Annotated in this window: 18 protein-coding genes; 11 read left to right on the top strand and 7 right to left on the bottom strand. The window is 62.5% G+C overall.

Features of this window, described 5'->3' with window-relative positions:
- Positions 1 to 39 precede the first annotated feature (39 nt).
- Positions 40 to 987 carry a FecR domain-containing protein gene (locus tag CAF74_RS04775; protein ID WP_085745476.1) on the bottom strand — a complete coding sequence of 316 codons (948 nt, stop codon included), beginning with the start codon at positions 985 to 987 and terminating at the stop codon, positions 40 to 42.
- The gene (locus CAF74_RS04770) at positions 984 to 1,490 is read right to left on the bottom strand and encodes a sigma-70 family RNA polymerase sigma factor (protein WP_085745475.1); all 507 of its coding nucleotides are present in this window, start codon (positions 1,488 to 1,490) and stop codon (positions 984 to 986) included. The genes CAF74_RS04775 and CAF74_RS04770 overlap by 4 nt, the downstream gene beginning before the upstream one ends.
- Before the next feature lie 298 nt (positions 1,491 to 1,788).
- Between CAF74_RS04770 and CAF74_RS04765 the strand changes: the two genes are divergently transcribed.
- From CAF74_RS04765 to CAF74_RS04750, 4 genes are all read left to right on the top strand, one after another.
- Positions 1,789 to 3,507 (top strand): hydrogenase maturation protein, encoded by a 1,719-nt coding sequence (locus CAF74_RS04765; RefSeq protein ID WP_085745474.1) that lies wholly within the window; start codon positions 1,789 to 1,791, stop codon positions 3,505 to 3,507.
- A 60-nt stretch (positions 3,508 to 3,567) separates the two neighbouring features.
- Positions 3,568 to 4,431, top strand: a complete 864-nt coding sequence (locus CAF74_RS04760; protein ID WP_085610473.1) for a LysR family transcriptional regulator — start codon at positions 3,568 to 3,570, stop codon at positions 4,429 to 4,431.
- A gap of 109 nt (positions 4,432 to 4,540) precedes the next feature.
- Positions 4,541 to 5,686, top strand: a complete 1,146-nt coding sequence (locus tag CAF74_RS04755; RefSeq protein ID WP_085745473.1) for a sterol desaturase family protein — start codon at positions 4,541 to 4,543, stop codon at positions 5,684 to 5,686.
- Positions 5,683 to 6,759: an SMP-30/gluconolactonase/LRE family protein gene (locus CAF74_RS04750; RefSeq protein ID WP_085745472.1), complete on the top strand. Its 1,077-nt coding sequence runs from the start codon at positions 5,683 to 5,685 to the stop codon at positions 6,757 to 6,759. The genes CAF74_RS04755 and CAF74_RS04750 overlap by 4 nt, the downstream gene beginning before the upstream one ends.
- A 15-nt stretch (positions 6,760 to 6,774) precedes the next feature.
- On the opposite strand, the gene CAF74_RS29205 is transcribed toward CAF74_RS04750, so the two are convergent.
- Entirely contained in the window at positions 6,775 to 6,945 is a 171-nt protein-coding gene (locus tag CAF74_RS29205; protein WP_007959467.1) for a hypothetical protein, read from the bottom strand.
- Positions 6,946 to 7,054: 109 nt separating this feature from the next.
- Positions 7,055 to 7,297 carry a YdcH family protein gene (locus CAF74_RS04745; RefSeq protein WP_007959466.1) on the bottom strand — a complete coding sequence of 81 codons (243 nt, stop codon included), beginning with the start codon at positions 7,295 to 7,297 and terminating at the stop codon, positions 7,055 to 7,057.
- Positions 7,298 to 7,502: 205 nt separating this feature from the next.
- On the opposite strand from CAF74_RS04745, the gene CAF74_RS04740 reads away from it, so the two are divergent.
- The 7 genes from CAF74_RS04740 (at position 7,503) to CAF74_RS04710 (ending at position 13,691) form a co-directional block, all read left to right on the top strand.
- Positions 7,503 to 8,024: a DUF4142 domain-containing protein gene (locus CAF74_RS04740; protein WP_085695913.1), complete on the top strand. Its 522-nt coding sequence runs from the start codon at positions 7,503 to 7,505 to the stop codon at positions 8,022 to 8,024.
- Between the two features lie 240 nt (positions 8,025 to 8,264).
- Positions 8,265 to 9,116 carry an STAS domain-containing protein gene (locus CAF74_RS04735; RefSeq protein WP_085745471.1) on the top strand — a complete coding sequence of 284 codons (852 nt, stop codon included), beginning with the start codon at positions 8,265 to 8,267 and terminating at the stop codon, positions 9,114 to 9,116.
- A gap of 3 nt (positions 9,117 to 9,119) precedes the next feature.
- On the top strand, positions 9,120 to 9,482 hold the full coding sequence (locus CAF74_RS04730; protein WP_011334518.1) for an STAS domain-containing protein: 363 nt from the start codon (positions 9,120 to 9,122) through the stop codon (positions 9,480 to 9,482).
- The gene (locus tag CAF74_RS04725) at positions 9,479 to 9,883 is read left to right on the top strand and encodes an anti-sigma regulatory factor (RefSeq protein ID WP_085603201.1); all 405 of its coding nucleotides are present in this window, start codon (positions 9,479 to 9,481) and stop codon (positions 9,881 to 9,883) included. The genes CAF74_RS04730 and CAF74_RS04725 overlap by 4 nt, the downstream gene beginning before the upstream one ends.
- Positions 9,880 to 10,890, top strand: coding sequence for an ATP-binding protein (locus CAF74_RS04720; RefSeq protein WP_085745850.1), 1,011 nt, complete (start codon positions 9,880 to 9,882; stop codon positions 10,888 to 10,890). Before CAF74_RS04725 ends, CAF74_RS04720 begins: the two co-directional genes overlap by 4 nt.
- Positions 10,883 to 11,758, top strand: a complete 876-nt coding sequence (locus CAF74_RS04715; RefSeq protein WP_085745470.1) for a sensor histidine kinase KdpD — start codon at positions 10,883 to 10,885, stop codon at positions 11,756 to 11,758. Before CAF74_RS04720 ends, CAF74_RS04715 begins: the two co-directional genes overlap by 8 nt.
- Positions 11,748 to 13,691, top strand: a complete 1,944-nt coding sequence (locus tag CAF74_RS04710) for a response regulator (RefSeq protein WP_085745469.1) — start codon at positions 11,748 to 11,750, stop codon at positions 13,689 to 13,691. The genes CAF74_RS04715 and CAF74_RS04710 overlap by 11 nt, the downstream gene beginning before the upstream one ends.
- Before the next feature lie 51 nt (positions 13,692 to 13,742).
- On the opposite strand, the gene CAF74_RS04705 is transcribed toward CAF74_RS04710, so the two are convergent.
- The 3 genes from CAF74_RS04705 to CAF74_RS04695 form a co-directional block, all read right to left on the bottom strand.
- Positions 13,743 to 16,376: an excinuclease ABC subunit UvrA gene (locus CAF74_RS04705; protein ID WP_085745468.1), complete on the bottom strand. Its 2,634-nt coding sequence runs from the start codon at positions 16,374 to 16,376 to the stop codon at positions 13,743 to 13,745.
- 28 nt (positions 16,377 to 16,404) lie between these two features.
- Positions 16,405 to 18,516, bottom strand: coding sequence for a PAS domain-containing sensor histidine kinase (locus CAF74_RS04700; RefSeq protein ID WP_085745467.1), 2,112 nt, complete (start codon positions 18,514 to 18,516; stop codon positions 16,405 to 16,407).
- Between the two features lie 132 nt (positions 18,517 to 18,648).
- Complete coding sequence (locus CAF74_RS04695) at positions 18,649 to 19,338, bottom strand: GntR family transcriptional regulator (protein ID WP_085745466.1); 690 nt, start codon at positions 19,336 to 19,338, stop codon at positions 18,649 to 18,651.
- Positions 19,339 to 19,435 lie beyond the last annotated feature (97 nt).

Genomic DNA, 19,435 nt, shown 5'->3' with positions numbered 1-19,435 from the left:
CTTTTTATAGGGGGACGGATAGACCGGGAAGTTATGGATTTATAACCGTGCTTCGATGCTGACCCAGTACGGGTTGTGCCAGGTGACGCGGATCGGCAGCGAACGCTCCAGCAGTTGCAGCGTGCGGTCGCTGTCGTCCAGCGGATAGAGACCGCTGAGGCGCAAACCGGCGACCTCGGGGCTCAGGTGCAGGATGCCGCGACGGTAGCTGCGCAGGCTGTCGATGACTTCGCTCAAAGGGCGATCACGCACTTCAAGCCGCCCTTGCACCCAGGCACTTTCCTGTCCTTTGCTGCGTTCCAGCGCGAGGATTTCCTGTCTGTTGAACAGCAGACTTTCGCCGGCCTCCACCACTTGCCGCGCGCCGCTGGCGGTGACCACTTCGACCTGTGAATGCAGCATCACCAGCCGCGTTGAATCGTCACCGCGCTGCACCAGGAACTTGGTCCCGAGCGCACGCATCCGCCCGTGCTCGGTTTCGACCACAAACGGTCGGGCCAGATTTTTCGCCACATCGATCAGCAGCTCACCGCTGCGCAAGTCCAGCAAACGTTCGAGATTGTTGAAGCGCGGCACCACGCGGCTGCGGGCATTGAGGGTCAGAGCGCTGCCATCCTCCAGCGTGAATTCCCGACGCTCGCTGGTACCGGTCGACAACTCGCCAGCCTCGGGCAACCAGCCATAACGTCGACCGAGCAAACCGGCCAGCACCGCGATACCGAGCACACTCAAACTGCCACTGAGGAATCGGCGTCGACTGGACGGTGCATTCAAGCTGTGCAGCACACTCTCACGCGGCAAGCCGCGCAGGTTCGAATGGCGCAGCAGATTCAGCCCGCCACCCATTTGCTCGATGATCTGCTGATGCCGTGGATCCGCCGTGCGCCAGGCGTCGAAGGCCGCACGCTCCTGCAAGCTGACGTGCCCCGATTGCAGCAGTGCCATCCATTGCGCGGCTTCGTCGATCAGCGTTTCGTCCGGCCTCATGCCTGCATCGCCTGATAGCAACGCTTGAACGCTTCGACCATGTATTGCTGCACGCGGCTGGTGGACACGCCGAGGCGTTCGCCGATTTCGCTGTAGGTCAGGCCGTCGAGCTGGTGATAGAGAAACGCAGCCTTGGCCTTGGCCGACAAACCATTGAGCAAGCGATCCACCGCCAGCAGCGTTTCGATCACCAACTCCCGTTCCTCGGGCGACGGATGCACCGGTTCCGGCGCCATTGCCAGGCTTTGCAGGTAAGCGCGCTCCAGATCCTGCCGGCGCCAGCCTTCATAGACCAGCCGCCGGGCAATCGTGGTCAGCAGCGCGCGGGGTTCGCGAATAGCCAGCGGATCGGGCAGCGCCAGGACCCGAAGAAAAGTTTCCGAAGCAATATCCTGTGCACTATGCGGGCAGCCGAGGGTACGGCTGACCGCTGCGCACAACCATCGGTAGTCCTTTTGGAACATTTGCCCGATGACCTGGTAATGCGGGTTGTGACTCCCCATGCCTTACTCCCTGAAAACGGGCTCCACCCGCTGCGAAAATCCATGGATACGCCGGGATCTTCCGGCGGTGATCAGGGGTGCGACTGTGCTATAGCGCCTGAGACATTTGAAGTAATAAAAAATCAGGATCAACAAACCTTTGAGAATAAGGCACGCCGTCGGCACGGCAACATTGGCTGACACAACGTTGATCTCGATCAGTGGCGCCCCCCACGCCAGTCTCTAACCTTGCGCCTCCATCGATAGCCACGGACGGCTCACCGGGAGCCTGCGGCTGACCTTTCAAGGAAGAGCAATCATGCGATCACTCAACATCATTCTTCTATCGTCGGCGTTCAACGGCCTGACCCAACGCGCCTGGCTGGAACTGCGTCAGGCCGGGCATTCACCCAGCGTGGTGCTGTTCACCGATGAAGCCGCCGTGTGCGAACAGATCGAAAACAGCGGCGCTGACCTGGTGATCTGCCCGTTCCTCAAGGATCGCGTTCCCCACGCGCTGTGGAGCAATCCGCAGCGTCCGGTGGTGATCATTCACCCCGGCATCGTCGGCGATCGCGGTGCCAGCGCACTGGACTGGGCGATCATGCGCGAGCTGCCGTCCTGGGGCGTGACCGCCCTGCAAGCGGTAGAGGAAATGGACGCCGGCCCGGTCTGGGCCACCTGTGAATTCAACTTGCCAACGGGCCTTCGTAAATCCGAGCTGTACAACGGTCGGGTCAGCGACGCGGCGATCCGTTGCATCCGTGAAGTGGTGGAGAAATTCATCGACGGCTTCGAGCCGGTGGCGCTGGATTACAACGATCCGACAGTGCGCGGGCGCTTGCAGCCGAACATGAAACAGGACGACCGCACCTTCAGCTGGCACGACTGTTCGCGCTTCATCAAGCGCTGCATCGACGCGGCGGACGGCCAGCCCGGCGTACTTGCCAGCCTCGCCGGCGGGCAGTATTACGTGTACGACGCGCACCTCGATCAGCGCACCGGCATGCCCGGCGAGATTCTCGCGGTACACGACGACGCGGTCTTGGTGGCGACCGGTGATCACAGCCTGTGGATCGGCTCGCTGCGACGCAAACCGCAACCGGGCGAAGAAACCTTCAAGCGTCCGGCGCGGCATGTGCTGGCCGGAAAACTGGCGCACGTGCCGGTGCTGGACTGGTCGATTGCCAACGCACCGTTCAGCGACGAGCCGTATCAGCCGATCCGTTATCGCGAGTCAGGCCGGGTCGGCGAGTTGACGCTGGAGTTCTACAACGGCGCGATGAGCACCGAGCAATGCCGGCGCATGGTCGAGGCGCTGCGTTGGGCCAAATCACGCGACACTCAGGTGCTGTTGATCAAGGGTGGACGCGGCAGTTTTTCCAATGGCGTGCATCTGAACGTGATCCAGGCCGCCGAAGATCCGGGTGCCGAAGCCTGGGCCAATATCCAGGCCATCGATGATGTGTGCGAAGAATTGCTCAGCGCGCGGCAACTGGTGGTCAGCGGGGTCACCGGCAATGCTGGCGCCGGCGGTGTGATGCTCGCCCTGGCGGCTGACATCGTGTTCGCCCGTGCTGACATCGTGTTCAACCCGCATTACAAGAGCATGGGCCTGTACGGCTCGGAATACTGGACTTACAGCCTGCCCCGCGCCGTCGGCCCGGCCATGGCGGAACAATTGACCCAGGCCTGCCTGCCGGTCAGCGCTGCGCAGGCGCTGCAACTGGGCATGGTTCAGGAAATCGGCCCGCGCTGCCCGGACGAGTTCTCGCTGTGGCTGCTGCAACGGGCCAACAGTGTGCTGAGCGATCCGACGTATGCGCCGGTGCGCGAACGCAAGCTGCGGGTCGATCAGGTGTTGATTCGTCAGTGCCGCGAGGCGGAGCTGCAAGAGATGCAGGAAGACATGCTGTACAACCGCAATCAGTTTGCCGAGAAGTGCCGCAACTTCGTGTACAAGCGCAAGACCTGCTGTACGCCGGCGCGGTTGGTGGAGGAATGGGCTCGGGTGCGTGAAGTCGAAGTGGCTGACTGAACGATGACGCGGTCCCGGGGCTGCCCGTACAATGCGCGCACCTCAACCACCGGCCCGCCCATGGACATCGATCTCGCCCGCACCTTTCTGGAAATCGTCCGCCACGGCAGCCTCGCCGCGGCGGCGGAAAAGCTGTTCGTCACGCAAACGGCAATCACCGCCCGCGTCCAGAAACTCGAAAGCCAGCTGGGCAGCACGCTGTTCGTGCGCAACCGTGCCGGTGCGCGGCTGACCGCCAACGGCGAGGCCTTCGTGGTCTACGCCAATCAACTCGTGCAGACCTGGGAAGCCGCACGCCGCGACCTGCCCTTGCCCGAGGGCTATCACAACGTGCTGCACATCGGTGGCGAGGTCAGCCTGTGCAACCCGTTGATGCTCAGTTGGGCCGCCGAATTGCGCGAGAAAATCCCCGGCCACGCCTTGCGCATGGACATCCGCGACGGCGAAAACCTGCTGCGCCAGCTCGAACTAGGCGTACTCGATGCCGCGCTGGTCTATCAACCGGAATACTGGCCAGGACTGCAGGTCGAGCAGGTGCTGGAAGAGAAACTGATTCTGGTGACCACGCCGGGCCGCCCTGCCCCTTACGTGTACATCGACTGGGGCCCGGACTTCCGCCGCCAGCACGACGCAGCCCTGCCGGAAAAAGCCAAGGCTGCGCTGAGCTTCAACCTCGGCCCGCTGGCCCTGCAATACATCCTCGAGAACGGCGGCAGCGGCTATTTCCGGACCCGGGTCGTGCGCACCTATCTGGAAAGCGGCGCGCTGGAGCCGGTGACCAAAGCCCCGGAATTCGGCTACCCGACCTACCTCGTCTACTCCCGTGACCGCGACTCGGCGATCCTGCAACAGGCGTTCGACCTGCTGCGTGAGGTGATCAGAGCCGATGACGACTGGTCGCAGCGCTGGAACCCGTTGAGCTGACGGCCGCTATGCACCGGAGCATGGCACTTGTGACCTGAAGGTTGGCCCTGCACAAACGGCGGGATCGGCTACGCTGCCGGGATAACGACAATATCCGCAGGTGACCGCAGTGAGGCAGACCACCGAGGCTTTTCGCAGCCGCTACCGTGCGGCGATCCATCCCCGCTACAACCCGTGGCTGCACGGTGCGTTCGTGCTGCTGTTCGGCGTGCTGGCCATCGGCGCGTTCTGGAGCAGCGTGCACCAGGTGCAACCGCTGGAATGGCTGACCGTGCCGCTGACTCTGCTGTTCTTCAATTTCGGCGTGTACATGGTGCACCGCCACCTCGGCCACCACAAAAAGAGCTTCGCCCGGATGTTCTATGCCCGGCATGCCGGCGATCATCACAGCTTCTTCACCCCCGGCCACATGACCTACGACGGCGCCCGCGATTGGCGGGTGATCCTGTTCCCCGCCTGGCTGATCGTGCTGCACACGCTGGCGATCACCCTGCCTCTGTGGTGGCTGTTCGCGCAGTTCAACGGCAATGTGGCCGGGCTGTTCGGCGGCTGCATGGTGTTCGGTTACCTGACCTATGAAGTGTTTCACGCCTGCGAGCATCTGCCGCCGCAGAACCCGCTGACCCGCCTGCCGTGGATCCGCCAGATGCGCCGTCTGCACGAGCTGCATCACCGTCGCGAGCGCATGCAGGAGCGCAATTTCAATATCGTTTTTCCGCTGATGGACTACCTGTTCGGCACCCTCTACTGGGAGCCGGAAACCGCCCCTCTGACCGATTCGAGAACGCCCATGACCCGCATGCAGCACACCGTCGACATTGCCGGCGTTCCGATCGCCGTCCTCGCCTACGCCGCCACCGTCAGTCGCTGGCCGGAGTGGCATCCGTCTTCACTGAAGATCGACGGCCCCAGCGGTGCGCTACATGCCGGTGCGCGATTCGACGAGGACATTCACGCTGGCGGGCGTGAGGGGCATTTGCGCTGGGAGGTCACCGAATACCTGCCGGGCCGGCGCTGGTGTGCCCGGGCCCAAAGTGATCAGGGTCTGTCGTTGCGGCTGACCTATGAATGCTCGGCGCACAACGATGCCACTCGGTTTGTACGAACCCTCGATTATCAGTTCGAGGGCATTGGCCTGCGCATTGCCAACCACTTGCTGCTCAAGCGTCGCATCGAGCGCGAATCGGCGGCTTCGATGCTGGCCCTGCGTGACATGGCGACCCGGCACCTCGCTCTCGCGGGAGCCCACGTGTGAGATGGCGTTATCTGCTGTTGCTGCTGATTGTCGGCGTTCTGGCCTTCTTGTTGTTGATGCCGACCAAGGTCGAGCCCGTGGCCTGGACACCGCAACCGGCGCCCTCGCTGACCGAAGGCCAGTACGCTGACAACCAGCGACTCAAGGGCGCGGCACAAGTTGGCCCAAGTGACATCGAAGGCCCGGAAGCGCTGCTGCTGGAAAACGACTTTCTGATCACCGGGCTGCACGACGGACGCCTGCTGCGCACCAGCCTCGACGGTCAGCAGCGCAAGGTGCTGGCGGATACCGGCGGCCGGCCGCTGGGGCTGGCGCGGCATCCCAACGGTTTGCTGGTGATCGCCGACGGGGTCAAGGGTTTGCTGTCGCTCGATGCGCAGGGTCAACTGGTGGCGCTGACCACCGAAGCCAATGGCCTGCCGTTCGGGTTTACCGATGACGTGGCCATCGACAAGTCCGGGCATTACGCCTACTTCAGCGATGCCTCGAGTCGCTGGGGCTACGGCCGCGATGGCGAAGCGATCATCGAGCACGGCGGCGACGGACGCCTGCTGCGTTATGACTTCCAGACCGGCAAGACCGTCGTGCTGCTCGACAAACTGGAGTTCGCCAACGGCGTGACCCTCGGCCCGGAAGACGCCTATGTGCTGGTCAACGAAACCGGCGCCTACCGCATCAGCCGCTATTGGCTGACCGGGCCCAAGGCCGGCACCCATGACCTGTTCATCGACAACCTGCCGGGGCTACCGGACAACCTCGCGTTCAACGGCCGGGACCGTTTCTGGGTGGCGCTGTACACACCGCGCAATCCGCTGCTGGATCGCACGGCTGAACACCCGTTCGTACGCAAGATGATCGTGCGGGCCATGACTGTACTGCCCAAACCGGTGGAGAAGCGCGGGTTCGTGCTGGGCCTGGATCTGGACGGCAAAGTGATCGCCAATCTGCAGGATGCCAGCGCCGGCAATTACTCGCCGATCACCACGGTGCGCGAGTATGGCGAGTGGTTGTATTTCGGCTCGCTGAAGGCGACGCACATGGCGCGGATGCCTCTCGAGGCAGCCTTGAAGTGAGGCGATGGCAGCCGGTCAGTTACTGGATCGATCGAACTTGTCCGGATCCTCATCCTCCGGCACTTCCTCGCTCTTGCGTTCCTCTTCAGGATTACGGACGGTGTGCGCCGGACTGTTCGGCTCGGGATGGGTGGGTACCGGGTCGAATGCACCCTGCTCTTCACTGGGGAATTTTGGATCTTTCATAAGGCACCTCGTTGAGAGTCGCAATGTGAAGACTCTGAACATTCGAGGTGCCGGTCGGGGCTGTCGTTCCAGTCGTTTCACCAGCGAGGGCCGGTGGCGCGACTGACGGTCAGGTTCGAGCCTGCAACTGCTCGACGATCTTGTCCTTGACCTGCAGGCGTTTCTCTTTGAGTTTCTTCAGGGTGTCGTCGCTCGGCGCATCCGAGGTCGCCGTCTCGGCCTTGACGACTTCGGCGTCCGCCTGGGAATACTTGTTGATCAGTGCATCCAAATGTGGATCCGCGGTGCGTCGTTGCTGGATCTCTTCCTTTGTCAGTTTCAAGTCCTGTAACAAATCATGGGTCACCGGCATGGAACACCTCCGTCAGTTGATCGGTAGCCAACGCGACCGATTGCGCTGGCCAAGTATCAGAATGGCCTTGGTTGACCGGTTCTGTCGACCACCTGTCAGACCAGCGGTGCCCGTTCGTCGCCCTTTCGCAAATGCGATAAAACCTTTGGTCGACCAATTCCCTCCATTGAATAACGCTCACAAAAACCTGCGTGGAGAAGCACCAATGGACGGATTCAAACTGCGTCATCTTTTTCTGGCCGTTGCGTTGAGCACCGGCATGGGCTCGGCCTTTGCTGCCACCGACAACGACTTCGTCGACAACGCTGCTGCCGGCGGCATCGCCGAGATCGAAACCAGTCGCCTGGCGCTGGAGAAGAGTCAGTCGGCCGACATCAAGGCCTTCGCCAACATGATGATCACCGACCACGGCAAAGCCAACGATGAACTGGCGACGATTGCCAAGGCCAACGACATCGAAGTGCCGGATACCACGACGCTGGTCAAACAGGCCAAGGAAAAAATCCTCGACATGCGCGATGAGTCGTTCGATGCCGCCTATGCCAACAATCAGGTGAAGGCCCACGAAGAAACCATCGAGCTGTTCAAAAAACAAGCCAACACCGTGACCGATGACAAGGTCAAAGGCGCCACCGAACTCAAAGCCTTTGCGCAGAAAATGCTGCCCGGTCTGGAAAAACACCTGGCCGCCGCCAAAGAGCTACAGGCCAAACACCCCAGCAAGTAACCGCCAGGTACTCAAAGAGGCCGCCTCCATTGGACGCGGCCTCTTTGCGTTGGGGCCTTGTTGCAGGCAAAAGATCAGCATTTCCGGCCACGCCGACTAGAGTTACCGGTGCATTGCTTGCGGCAGATCAAAAATATCCTCGCGGGAACGAACAACTATTTCGAACGGCCAGGGTCATTCACTTCGCGCCGGTCATTTTCCGAAGAACCGGCCCCCAATTCGCAATGGAGCAACAGGCACATGGCAGCACTGCAGAACAGCACACTCGATGCGATGAAAAACAAACAGGCACAACTGCTGGGCGAATGGATCAACGGGCTGCAAGCCAGCGGTGCTACCCGCAACATCAAAGAACACGACATACAGCAACAAACCAGCGAATTCCTGCAACTGGTGGTCAGCGGCCTGGAAAACGACAGCGGCACCAACATCACCGCGCCGGGCTGGGAAGGCATGCGCCAGTTCCTCGAAAAACTCTCCCACAGCCGCGCCCAGCTCGGTCAGGATTCGCAGCAGACCGCCAGCTTCATCTTCTCGCTCAAGGGCCCGCTGTTCGCCCTGCTGCAAAACCATTACCAGAACCAGCCCGCCCTGCTCGCCGAACAGCTTTGGGAAATCTCCGAACTGTTCGATGCTTTCGGCCTGTACACCATTCGCACGTTCCAGAAATCCCGTGAAGCAGTGATCAAGCGTCAGCAGGAAGAACTGCTGGAGTTGTCGACCCCGGTGGTCAAACTGTGGGATGGCGTGCTCGCCCTGCCGATGATCGGCACACTCGATTCACAGCGCACCCAAGTGGTAATGGAATCGCTGCTGCAACGCATCGTCGACACCGGTTCGGAAATCGCCATCATCGACATCACTGGCGTGCCGACCGTCGACACGCTGGTCGCCCAACACCTGCTCAAGACCGTGACCGCGATCCGCCTGATGGGCGCCGATTGCATCATCAGCGGCGTGCGTCCGCAGATTGCCCAGACCATCGTCCATCTGGGCCTGGATCTGCAGGGCGTGGTCACCAAAGCCAATCTGGCCGACGCACTGAAGCTGGCCCTGACCCGTCTGGGCATCACCCTCACCAAGACGGTCTGAACAATGGAACGTATCCCGATTCTTCAGATGGGTGACTTCCTGCTGGTGACCATCCAGGTCGACATGCACGACCAGCTCGCCCTCACCCTGCAGGACGATCTGTCCGAGCGCATCAGCAAAACCTCGGCGCGCGGGGTGTTGATCGACATCTCGGCGCTGGACATGGTCGATTCGTTCATCGGCCGGATGATCGGCACCATTTCCGGCCTGTCGAAAATCATGGACGCTGAAACCATGCTGGTCGGCATGCAGCCGGCGGTCGCCATTACCCTGGTCGAGCTCGGTCTTTACCTGCCGGGCGTCAGCACCGCGCTGAATGTCGAGCGCGGCATGAAACTGCTGCAGGAACGAGTACGCCAGCAATGACCGTGCGCAGCAGCGGTACCCAACCGATCAACATCGAGCAGGACGTGGTGCTGGCCCGGCAACAGGCGCGCAAACTGGCCACCGAATGCGGCATGCGCCTGATCGACCTGACCAAACTGGTGACCGCCGTCAGCGAGCTGGCGCGCAACACCATGGTCTACGGTGGTGGTGGCGACATGGACTGGGAGATCCTCGATGACAACCACAAGGTCGGCCTGCGCCTGACCTTTCGCGATGAAGGCCCGGGTATTCCCGACATCAAACTGGCGATGACCGATGGCTGGACCTCCGGCAGCGGTCTGGGCCTGGGGCTGACCGGGGCCAAGCGGCTGGTGGACGAATTCGAACTGGACACCGAGCCCGGCAAAGGCACTCGCATAACGATCACCCGATGGACATGAACATCAGCGGGACATTGACCCAAGTGTTGGTGATCGAGGACAGCAGCCAGATCGGCCATGCCCGGCGTACGGCCCAGCGTCTGGCCGAACACCACGGTTTTGGCGAAAGCGATGCCGGCCGCGTCGCGCTGGTGGCCACGGAGCTGGCGAGCAATGTGCTCAAGCATGCCGGGCACGGCGAACTTCACTTGCGTCTGTTGCCGCGTCAGGGTGACGACGGCATCGAGATGATTGCGGTCGACCGTGCTCAGGGGTTTGATCTGGACGCGTGCATGGCCGATGGTTTTTCCACCGGCGGTACTCAGGGCATCGGCCTGGGCGCCGTGGCACGCCAGGCGGATGTCTTCGATGTTTTTGCCGATCATCGCGGCGCGGTGCTGCTGGCTCGTCTGTACCCGCGCAGCGACCGTCAGGCGGATCTGCCGTATGGTGTCAGCCAGCACTCTCTGCACAACGATCCGGCCTGTGGCGACGTCTGGCATCTGGCGATTCACGGCAGTGACATCAGTGCTCTGATCGTCGACGGTCTGGGCCATGGTGAAGACGCCGAGCGTGCGGCCCGTGCCGGGGAAAAAGCCTTTGCCCTGAGCCCGTTCGGTGCGCCAACGCTGCTGATGGAAGACATGCACCGCGAGATGATCGGGAGCCGGGGTGGCGCAGTGGCATTCGCGCAGTTTCACGCCGGGCGTGCCAGTCTGTCGTTCACCGGTGTCGGTAACATCGGTGCCAGCCTGATCGCCTCCGACAAGTCGCGCGGACTGGCCTCGCATCCCGGAATCGTCGGCGGCCAATACCGAAAAGCCCAGCCCTTTGACTATGCTCACGTGAACGGACATCTATTGATCATGTACAGCGATGGCTTGCAGTCCCGTTGGAACCTTCAAGACTACCCCGGTCTGGTGCATCGGCATCCTGCCGTGATAGCCACCGTCCTGCACCGTGACTTCTGTCGCGGGCGCGACGATGTAACGGTGCTGGTCGTTGCCCTGGAGGCCGCCCATGGCTGAGTCCCCGACACTGAGCAACGCCGAACAGGCCGCGTTGATCGCCCAGTTGCAGAGCGAATCGGCGGCACTGCGCGAAGAACTCGACGAAACCAATCAGGGCGTACTCGCGCTGTACGCCGAACTCGACACCCAGGCCGAACAACTGCGCCAGGCGTCCGACCTGAAAAGCCGCTTTCTATCGTACATGAGCCACGAGTTCCGCACCCCGCTGGGCTCGATCCTGAGCATCAACAGCCTGCTGGCCGACGAACTCGACGGCCCGCTGAGCCCCGAGCAGCACAAGCAGGTGGCCTTCGTCAGCACCGCCGCCCGGGAACTCAGCGATATGGTCGACGACCTGCTCGACCTGGCGAAGATCGAGGCTGGGCGCATCAGCATTTCTCCGGCGTGGTTCGACATGTTCGATCTGTTCGCCGCACTTCGGGGGATGTTCCGGCCGATTGTCGACGCCACGGCCGTGGACCTGATTTTCGAGGAACCGGTGGGTTTGCCGCGCCTCTTCACCGATGACAAGAAGCTGGCGCAGATTCTGCGCAACTTCATTTCCAACTCGCTGAAATTCACCACCCGTGGCGAAGTCCGGGTCTCGGCACGCCTGGAAGGTCAGGACAAAGTGCGATTTGCGGTCAGCGACACCGGCATCGGTATCGCCCCCGAGTTGCACGGCACCTTGTTCGAAGACTTTTCCCAGGTCGACTCACCGCTGCAAAAACGCCTGCGCGGCACCGGCCTGGGCTTGTCGCTGTGCAAGCGCTTCGCCGAATTGCTCGGTGGCGAGGTCGGTGTCGAAAGTACGCCGGGCGTGGGTTCAAGCTTTTTCGTGATCATTCCGTTGGCGATTGCTGAGGAGAACGTCGATGAAACATGACATCCGTCTGTTGATCGTCGATGACAACGTTGCCACCCGCTACGCCTTGCGCCGACGCCTGGAGCGCCACGGTTACGAAGTGCTCGAGGCCGGCACCGGCGGTGAAGGTCTGGCTCTGATTGCCAGTCAGTCGCTTGATGCGCTGATTCTCGACGTCAATCTGCCGGACATGAGCGGGTTTGATATCGTCCGTAAATTGCGCGCCGACCCGGCCACCGCGCTGCTTCCGGTGATCCACGTGTCGGCCGCGTCGATCCAGACCGGCGACATCATCACCGGCCTCGATGCCGGGGCCGATGCGTATCTGATTCACCCGGTCGATCCCGATGTGCTGCTGGCGACTTTGCGCACCCTGCTGCGGGTGCGCGACACGGAGAATGCCTTGCGCGAAAGCGAGGCGCGCTTTCGGGAGATCTTCGTCAACATCTCCGCGCCCATCGCGGTGCTCGACGCCGACCTGAAAGTCCACGAGTGCAACCACGCCTTCTCGCAACTGATCCAGGACAACCGCGACCCGCAGACCCTCAGTGAATGCTTCGCCGAGGATCAGAGCGCGATCCTTGACGAGCTACGCTTGCGACTGGTGGACGGCGAACGCTGGAAAGGCACACTGAACATGCGTGTGCAGGGCGAGATCCGCGAAACCCAGTGGCAGATATCACCGTACCGCACACCAGAGCTCAGCCTGGTGTTCGTCGAAGACGTCACCGAACACCGCCATCGTGAACGCTCGCACCTTGCGCGACTGGACGACACCACCACACAACTGGCCAAGGAAGTCGCCGACCGGGTCCGCGCCGAGTCGCAGCTGCTGCAAGTGCAGAAAATGGATGCACTGGGCAAACTCACCGGCGGCATCGCCCATGACTTCAACAACTTGCTGACCGGGATCATCACCAGCCTCGAACTGATCCAGAAACGCGTCGCCGATGCGCGCCCGGACAAAGTCCAGTTCTACGCCGAAGCGGCCCTGAGTTCGGCGATGAGCGCGGCCTCGCTCACCCATCGCCTGCTGGCTTTTGCCCGCCAGCAACCGCTCGACACACGCCCGGTGGATATCAACGACCACGTGCTTTCGCTGGAAGACTTGCTGGTGCGCACCATCGGCGAACGCATCGCCCTCAAGCTCGAAATGACCACCAAACCTGCCATCGCGCTGGTCGATCCGATCCAGCTCGAAAGCGCAGTGCTCAATCTGGTGATCAATGCCCGGGACGCATTGCCACGGGGCGGCAATATCTGGGTCAGCACGTACGCGGCGTATTCCCACGGCGACCCGAACCTCGCCGATGGTTCCTATGTGGCGCTATCGGTGCGCGATGACGGTACCGGCATCGAGCACAGCGTCATCGATAAGGTGTTCGAGCCGTTTTTCACCACCAAACCGCTGGGCCAGGGCACCGGGCTGGGGCTGTCGACGATCTACGGTTTCGCCCGCCAGTCCGGCGGTGATGCGCACATCCGCAGCGTGGCGCGGCGCGGCACCGAAGTGACGATCATGCTGCCGGCCACCAGTGATCCGACCGCTGTCGATGTGGCCCCGGTGGTCATTGATCCGCTAGGCGCGGGCGAACATGTGTTGATCGTCGAAGACATGCCGGCCGTGCGGCTGTTCGTCACCGAGGTGCTGGAAGACGCCGGTTACCGCTGCACCCAGGTCGGCGACATCGAAACCGCGCTGGAGCGCTTGCAGAACGACCCGTCGATCAACCTGCTGCTGACCGACGTCGGTCTGCCGCGCATGACCGGCCGCGAACTGGCCGACGTTGCCCGGGGCTGGCGAGAAGGGTTGCCGATTCTGTTCATGACCGGTTACGCGGAAACGGCGATCAATCGCCAGGTGTTCCTCGGGGCCGGCATGGACATGCTGGTCAAGCCCTTCCAGATCAGTCATTTGCTGGACAAGGTACGCCGCACGCTCGACGGCACCTGACACACCGCCATCGCGGGCAAGCCCGCGATGAGGCCCGCCCAGGCGACTCAGTTATCGGTTCAAGGCACGGGCAAGAAACGGCGCAGTCCGGCTCTTCTTGCTCGCCGCCACTTTCTGCGGCGTCCCGGCCACGACGATCTTGCCGCCCTGATCCCCCGCACCCGGGCCGATGTCGATCACCCAGTCACTCTGCGCCACCACGCGCATTTCATGCTCGACCACGATCACCGTGTGCCCCGCCGTCACCAGCGCATCCAGCTGCTCCAGCAAGCGGTCAACGTCGCGCGGGTGCAACCCGGTGGTCGGTTCATCCAGCACATACAACGTCGCGCCACGCTGGTTGCGTTGCAGCTCGGTGGCCAGCTTGATCCGTTGGGCTTCGCCGCCGGACAGTTCGGTAGCCGGTTGACCGAGGCGCAGATAACCGAGTCCGATATCACGCAGCACCTCCAGCGAACGGCGGATCGCCGGTTGCTCGGCAAACACCATCACTGCTTCGTCCACCGTCAGCTGCAGCACCTGCGCGATGCTCAAGCCCTGCCAAAGGATGGCCAGGGTCTCGGGGTTGTAACGCGCGCCATGGCAGGTCGGGCACGGCGCATAAACGCTGGGCATGAACAACAACTCGACACTGACAAACCCCTCGCCTTCGCAGGTCGGGCAGCGACCCTTGGCGACGTTGAAGGAAAACTGCCCGGCGTCGTAACCCGCCGCTTTCGCCTCGTCGGTCGCGGCGAACAACTTGCGCACGTTGTCGAACAGCCCGGTGTAGGTCGCCAGATTCGAACGCGGGGTGCGGCCGATGGGTTTCTGATCAACCTGCACCAGACGCTTGATCGACTCCAGCCCGGCGCTGACCTGGCCGGTACTGGCAGTCGGGGTATCGTCTTCCAGGTTGAGTTCTTCCGGCTCGGCGTCACTGACGCTGCGCCCGAGCTGCGCGCCGACCAGTTCCAGCAGCGCCTGGCTGACCAGACTGGATTTGCCCGAACCGGAAACACCGGTGACCGAGGTGAAACAGCCCAGGGGAAATTCGGCGCTGAGGTTATTCAGGTTGTTGCGAGTGACGCCGTCGAGCTTCAACCAGCCGGACGGTTTGCGCGCGGCGCGGGTTGGCCGTTGCTGTTCGGCGAACAGATAGGCGCGGGTCTGCGAGTCCTCGATCGCGGCCAGCCCCGGCGGCGGGCCGCTGTAGAGAATCTGCCCGCCCTTTTCACCGGCCGCCGGGCCGACGTCGATCAGCCAGTCGGCGCGGCGCATGGTGTCCAGATCGTGCTCGACCACAAACACGCTGTTGCCGTCGGCCTTCAGACGCTGCAACGCTTCGAACAGGGCCTCGCCGTCGGCCGGGTGCAGGCCGGCGGAAGGTTCGTCGAGCACGTAGATCACACCGAACAATTGCGAGCCCAGTTGGGTGGCCAGCCGCAGTCGCTGCAACTCGCCGGACGACAGGGTCGGCGTGCTGCGCTCCAGCGCCAGATATCCGAGCCCGAGATCGGTCAGGGTGCTGACCCGGTCCAGCAAGTCCTCGGCAATGCGCTGCGCGGCCAGGCGTTTTTCCAGCGACAGGTTCGGCGTATGGCGCACGTCCGGCGCGTTGGCGTGGCCGCTGGCGCCATGGGCCACGCGCTGCTGGCGGGCTTCGCGGGTCTGGCTGTGGGACAGGGTTTCGCCGGTTTCATCGGCGTGTTCCAGCCAGCTCGGGTCCGCCACCGGTTTCAAGACTTCGGCGACTTGCAGCAGCGGCATGCGCGACAACTCGCCGATGTCATGCCCGGCAAACGTCACCGACAGCGCCTCGCGCTTGAGGCGCTTGCCATCGCACAACGGGCACAGGCTGCCGAGCATGAATTGCGACACGCGCTTCTTCATCAGCGCACTTTGCGAATGGGTGAAGGTGTGCAGGATGTAGCGCCGGGCGCCGGTGAAGGTGCCTTGATAACTCGGCTCCATCTTGCGCTTGAGGGCGACGCGGGTCTCTTCCGGCGTCAGCCCGGCGTACACCGGAACCGTCGGTGTTTCCTCGGTGAAGAGGATCCAGTCGCGCTGCTTTTTCGGCAGTTTGCGCCAGGGAATATCGACGTCGATGCCCATGGTCACCAGGATGTCGCGCAGGTTCTGCCCCTGCCAGGCCAGCGGCCAGGACGCCACAGCACGCTGGCGGATGGTCAGATTCGGATCGGGCACCATCAGCGCTTCGGTGACTTCGTACACCCGCCCCAATCCATGGCACTGCGGGCAGGCGCCTTGCGGCGTATTCGGTGAAAAGTCCTCGGCGTAGAGCATCGGCTGCCCCGGCGGATAGCTGCCGGCGCGCGAGTACAGCATGCGGATCAGGCTCGACAGCGTGGTCACGCTGCCCACCGACGAGCGCGTGCTCGGCGTGCCGCGCTGTTGCTGCAGGGCCACGGCCGGTGGCAGGCCTTCGATGGAATCGACGTCCGGCACGCCGACCTGATCGATCAGCCGCCGCGCATAGGGCGCCACCGATTCGAAATAGCGCCGCTGGGCTTCGGCATACAGCGTCGAAAACGCCAGCGACGACTTGCCCGAACCCGACACCCCGGTGAACACCACCAGTGCATCGCGAGGAATGTCGACGTCCACGTTCTTCAGATTGTGTTCACGGGCACCGCGCACGCGAACCATGCCGGCGGCAGAACTGGAATTGCGTCTGGAAGTCATGGGCCAGCCTTGGTCAGGGGATTGGAGCTCAGGTGCTGAGCACGGAACGGATCATCTGCAGCAGTGCTTCGGGGCCATAGGGTTTGCCGAGCAAATGGGTGTCGGGGCTGAGCTGGTGGTTGCGCGAGATGATGTCGCGGGTGTGCCCCGAGGTGAACAGCACGGCCACCGGCGGCATTTGCACTTTGGCCCACGCCGCCAGATCGGAGCTTTTGATAAGACCGGGCATGACCACGTCGGTGAAGATCAGGTCGACCCGGGCGCCTTCCATCAACATCTGCATGGCCGCATCGCCGTTGCCGGCAATCAGCACACGGTAGCCCTCTTCGCGCAGCAGCTCGACGGCCGAGGTGCGCACCGCTTCGTTGTCCTCGACCACCAGGATCGTCTCGTGACCACCCGCCTGCTGATGATTGACGCTCGGCGAGTCATCGAGCACGGGGCGCAGGCTGCGCGGGAAATACAACTGCACTCGCGTGCCCTGGCCCACCTGGCTGTCGATCTCGACATGCCCGCCGCTCTGTTTGACGAAGCCGAACACCATGCTCAAGCCGAGGCCCGTGCCCTGGCCGTCGGCCTTGGTGGTGAAGAACGGTTCGAACACCTGCTCCAGTATGTGCGGGGCAATGCCGACGCCGCTGTCACTGACCGAAACCCGGACGAAATCCCCCGGCACGATGCCCTTGCCCGAGCAGAACGCCCGATCCAGTGAGAGATTCGAGGCACCGAGCACAATCGTGCCCTCGCCCTTCATGGCATCCCGGGCATTGATCGCCAGATTGAGAATGGCGTTTTCCAGTTGATTGCGGTCGACGTTGATGTGCCACGGATCTTCCGGCAGCTGCACGTCGATCTGAATGGTTTCGCCCAGGGCTCGTTGCAGCAACTCGCCGACGCCTTCGAAGATCTGCCGGGGATTGCACACCGCCGGCGACAGCGGCTGACGCCGGGCAAACGCGAGCAGTTGCGAGGACAGCTTGGCGCCACGTTCCACCGCTGCCAGCGAGGCGCTGACCCGGCGCTGGACGTTGGCGTTGTTCGGTTCATGTCGCGCCAGCAGGTGCAGGTTGCCGGCGATCACTTGCAGCAGGTTGTTGAAGTCGTGAGCCACGCCGCCGGTGAGGCCGCCGATGGATTCGAGTTTCTGCGACTGGCGCAGTTGCTCTTCGGCGGAGAGACGCGCGCCGACTTCATCAGCCACCCGTTGTTCGAGATTGCGGGTGAATTTGAGCAGGGACTCTTCGGCGATCTTGCGCTCGTGGATGTCGATCAGCACGCCGGGAAAACGGAACGGCTGGCCCTGCTCGTCGAACTCGCAGCAACCGCTGGCCAGCACCCAGAGGAAACTGCCATCAGCGCGTATCACGCGGTATTCGGCGTTGTACGGCTCGCCGGTGCGCACCGCATTCTCGACGCATTCCTGCACCCAACTGCGGTCGTCGGGATGAATGTGCGCCTCGGTAATGTGCTGCGGCAGGTTGGTCAGGTCCTGATCCGGCGGAAAGGAAAATGTGCGGGCAAATCGCTCATCGGCCGACAGCACATTGTTTCTGACGTCCCAGACAAACGAGCCAAGCAGTGCCCCGGCATTCAGCGCCAGGCGCACCCGTTCGTTATCGGCGCGATAAGCGTCTTCGGCGGCCTGACGCAAGCGTTCGGACAGCACCAGTTCAGTGGTTTCCACCACCATCGCCATGACGCCCGAAGGCACACCGGCATCGTTGGCCACCGGGCTGTAATACAAATCGAGCCAGACATCCTCGGGTACGCCATCGCGCAGCAACACCAGGACCTTGTTGCGATATTCCAGGGTGCCGCCGGCCAGACAGGTGTCGACCACATGCCGGTTGAAATCGGCCACCTCCGGCCAGCCCAGTTCCACCGGCGATCCGAGCAGGTAGGGATGTCGTCCGCCGGCGAATCGGGAATAGGCGTCGTTGTAGATCATGTAACCGGCATGGCCCCAGAGCATGACCATCGGCAGCGGCGAAGCCAGCATCAGCTGGACCGTGCTGCACAGGCTGGCCGGCCAGGTTTCGAGCGGGCCCAGATCAGTCCTGCTCCAGTCAAACGCACGAATGCGCCCGGCCATCTCGCCTTGCCAGCCGTCACACCCATGGCTATCGGATAAAAACTGCATCAGCTGCTTCAACGCCTTGTAGTGGGTCCGGTTCTATCGCCGCGCGTTCAAACGCCACGCCCGTCTGTTTCGAGCGCGCCGGGCAGCGATGGTTTCATTAGAGGTATAGCCGATTTCACCTGGGCTCGATGCTCAGACCTCGATCAGGTGCTTGAGCGGATGGTAGCCGCTCTTCATCTTCGCAGCGACGTCGAGGATCGCCTTCTGGATGCCGTCCAGGTGCATGCAGGTCAGCTCGATCGCGGCGTTCTGATTGCCGGCCTCGATGTACTCGATCAGCCGCAAGTGTTCGTCGTCGCGACAGGCCTCGTGGCTGTCGTCATCCAGCGCGGCGGCGTACAGCGAGGCGCGGGAAATCAGCTTCTGGAACCAGTCGAGCAACACCGGGTTGTTCAGACTGCGGGCCAGTTTGATGTGGAACTCGCCGAGCAGGTGAATCAGCCGCCCGTGATCGCCGGCTTCGTGGGCCTCGTCTTCCAGCAGCAAGTGATCGCGCAGGTCCAGCATCACCGCAGAGTCCTTTCGCCGGCACAACTCAGTGACGATGCCGATCTCGATCAGGCGCCGGGTTTCGAACAGCGAACGGATCTCTTCATCGCTGGGCAACGACACCGACGCACCTTTATTGGGCTCGGTGGTGACCAGTCCGTCGGCCTCCAGTTGCTTGAGCGCGGCACGAACCGACGTGCGGCTGACATTGAACAACTCCGCCAGCGACGCCTCGCCCAGCTTCATACCCGGACGCAGCGAACGCTTGCTGATCGCCTCGTAAACCCCTTGGTAGACGCGGTCGACCGTGGTTTCCGTTTTTTTCTCGGTCATTCAAAAACTCCTTCAATGCTGGCAACGCTGCCCGACGAACGACTCAGTCAGGGAAATGGGGGGTTGCGCAAGCAGATTAATCCGGGTATTTCTAAAT

Source organism: Pseudomonas sp. R45(2017) (genome assembly GCF_002112305.1).
Taxonomy (GTDB): domain Bacteria; phylum Pseudomonadota; class Gammaproteobacteria; order Pseudomonadales; family Pseudomonadaceae; genus Aquipseudomonas; species Aquipseudomonas paraglycinae.
The sequence above is the reverse complement of the archived record's forward strand: the minus strand, read 5'-3'. Positions and strand labels throughout refer to the sequence as shown.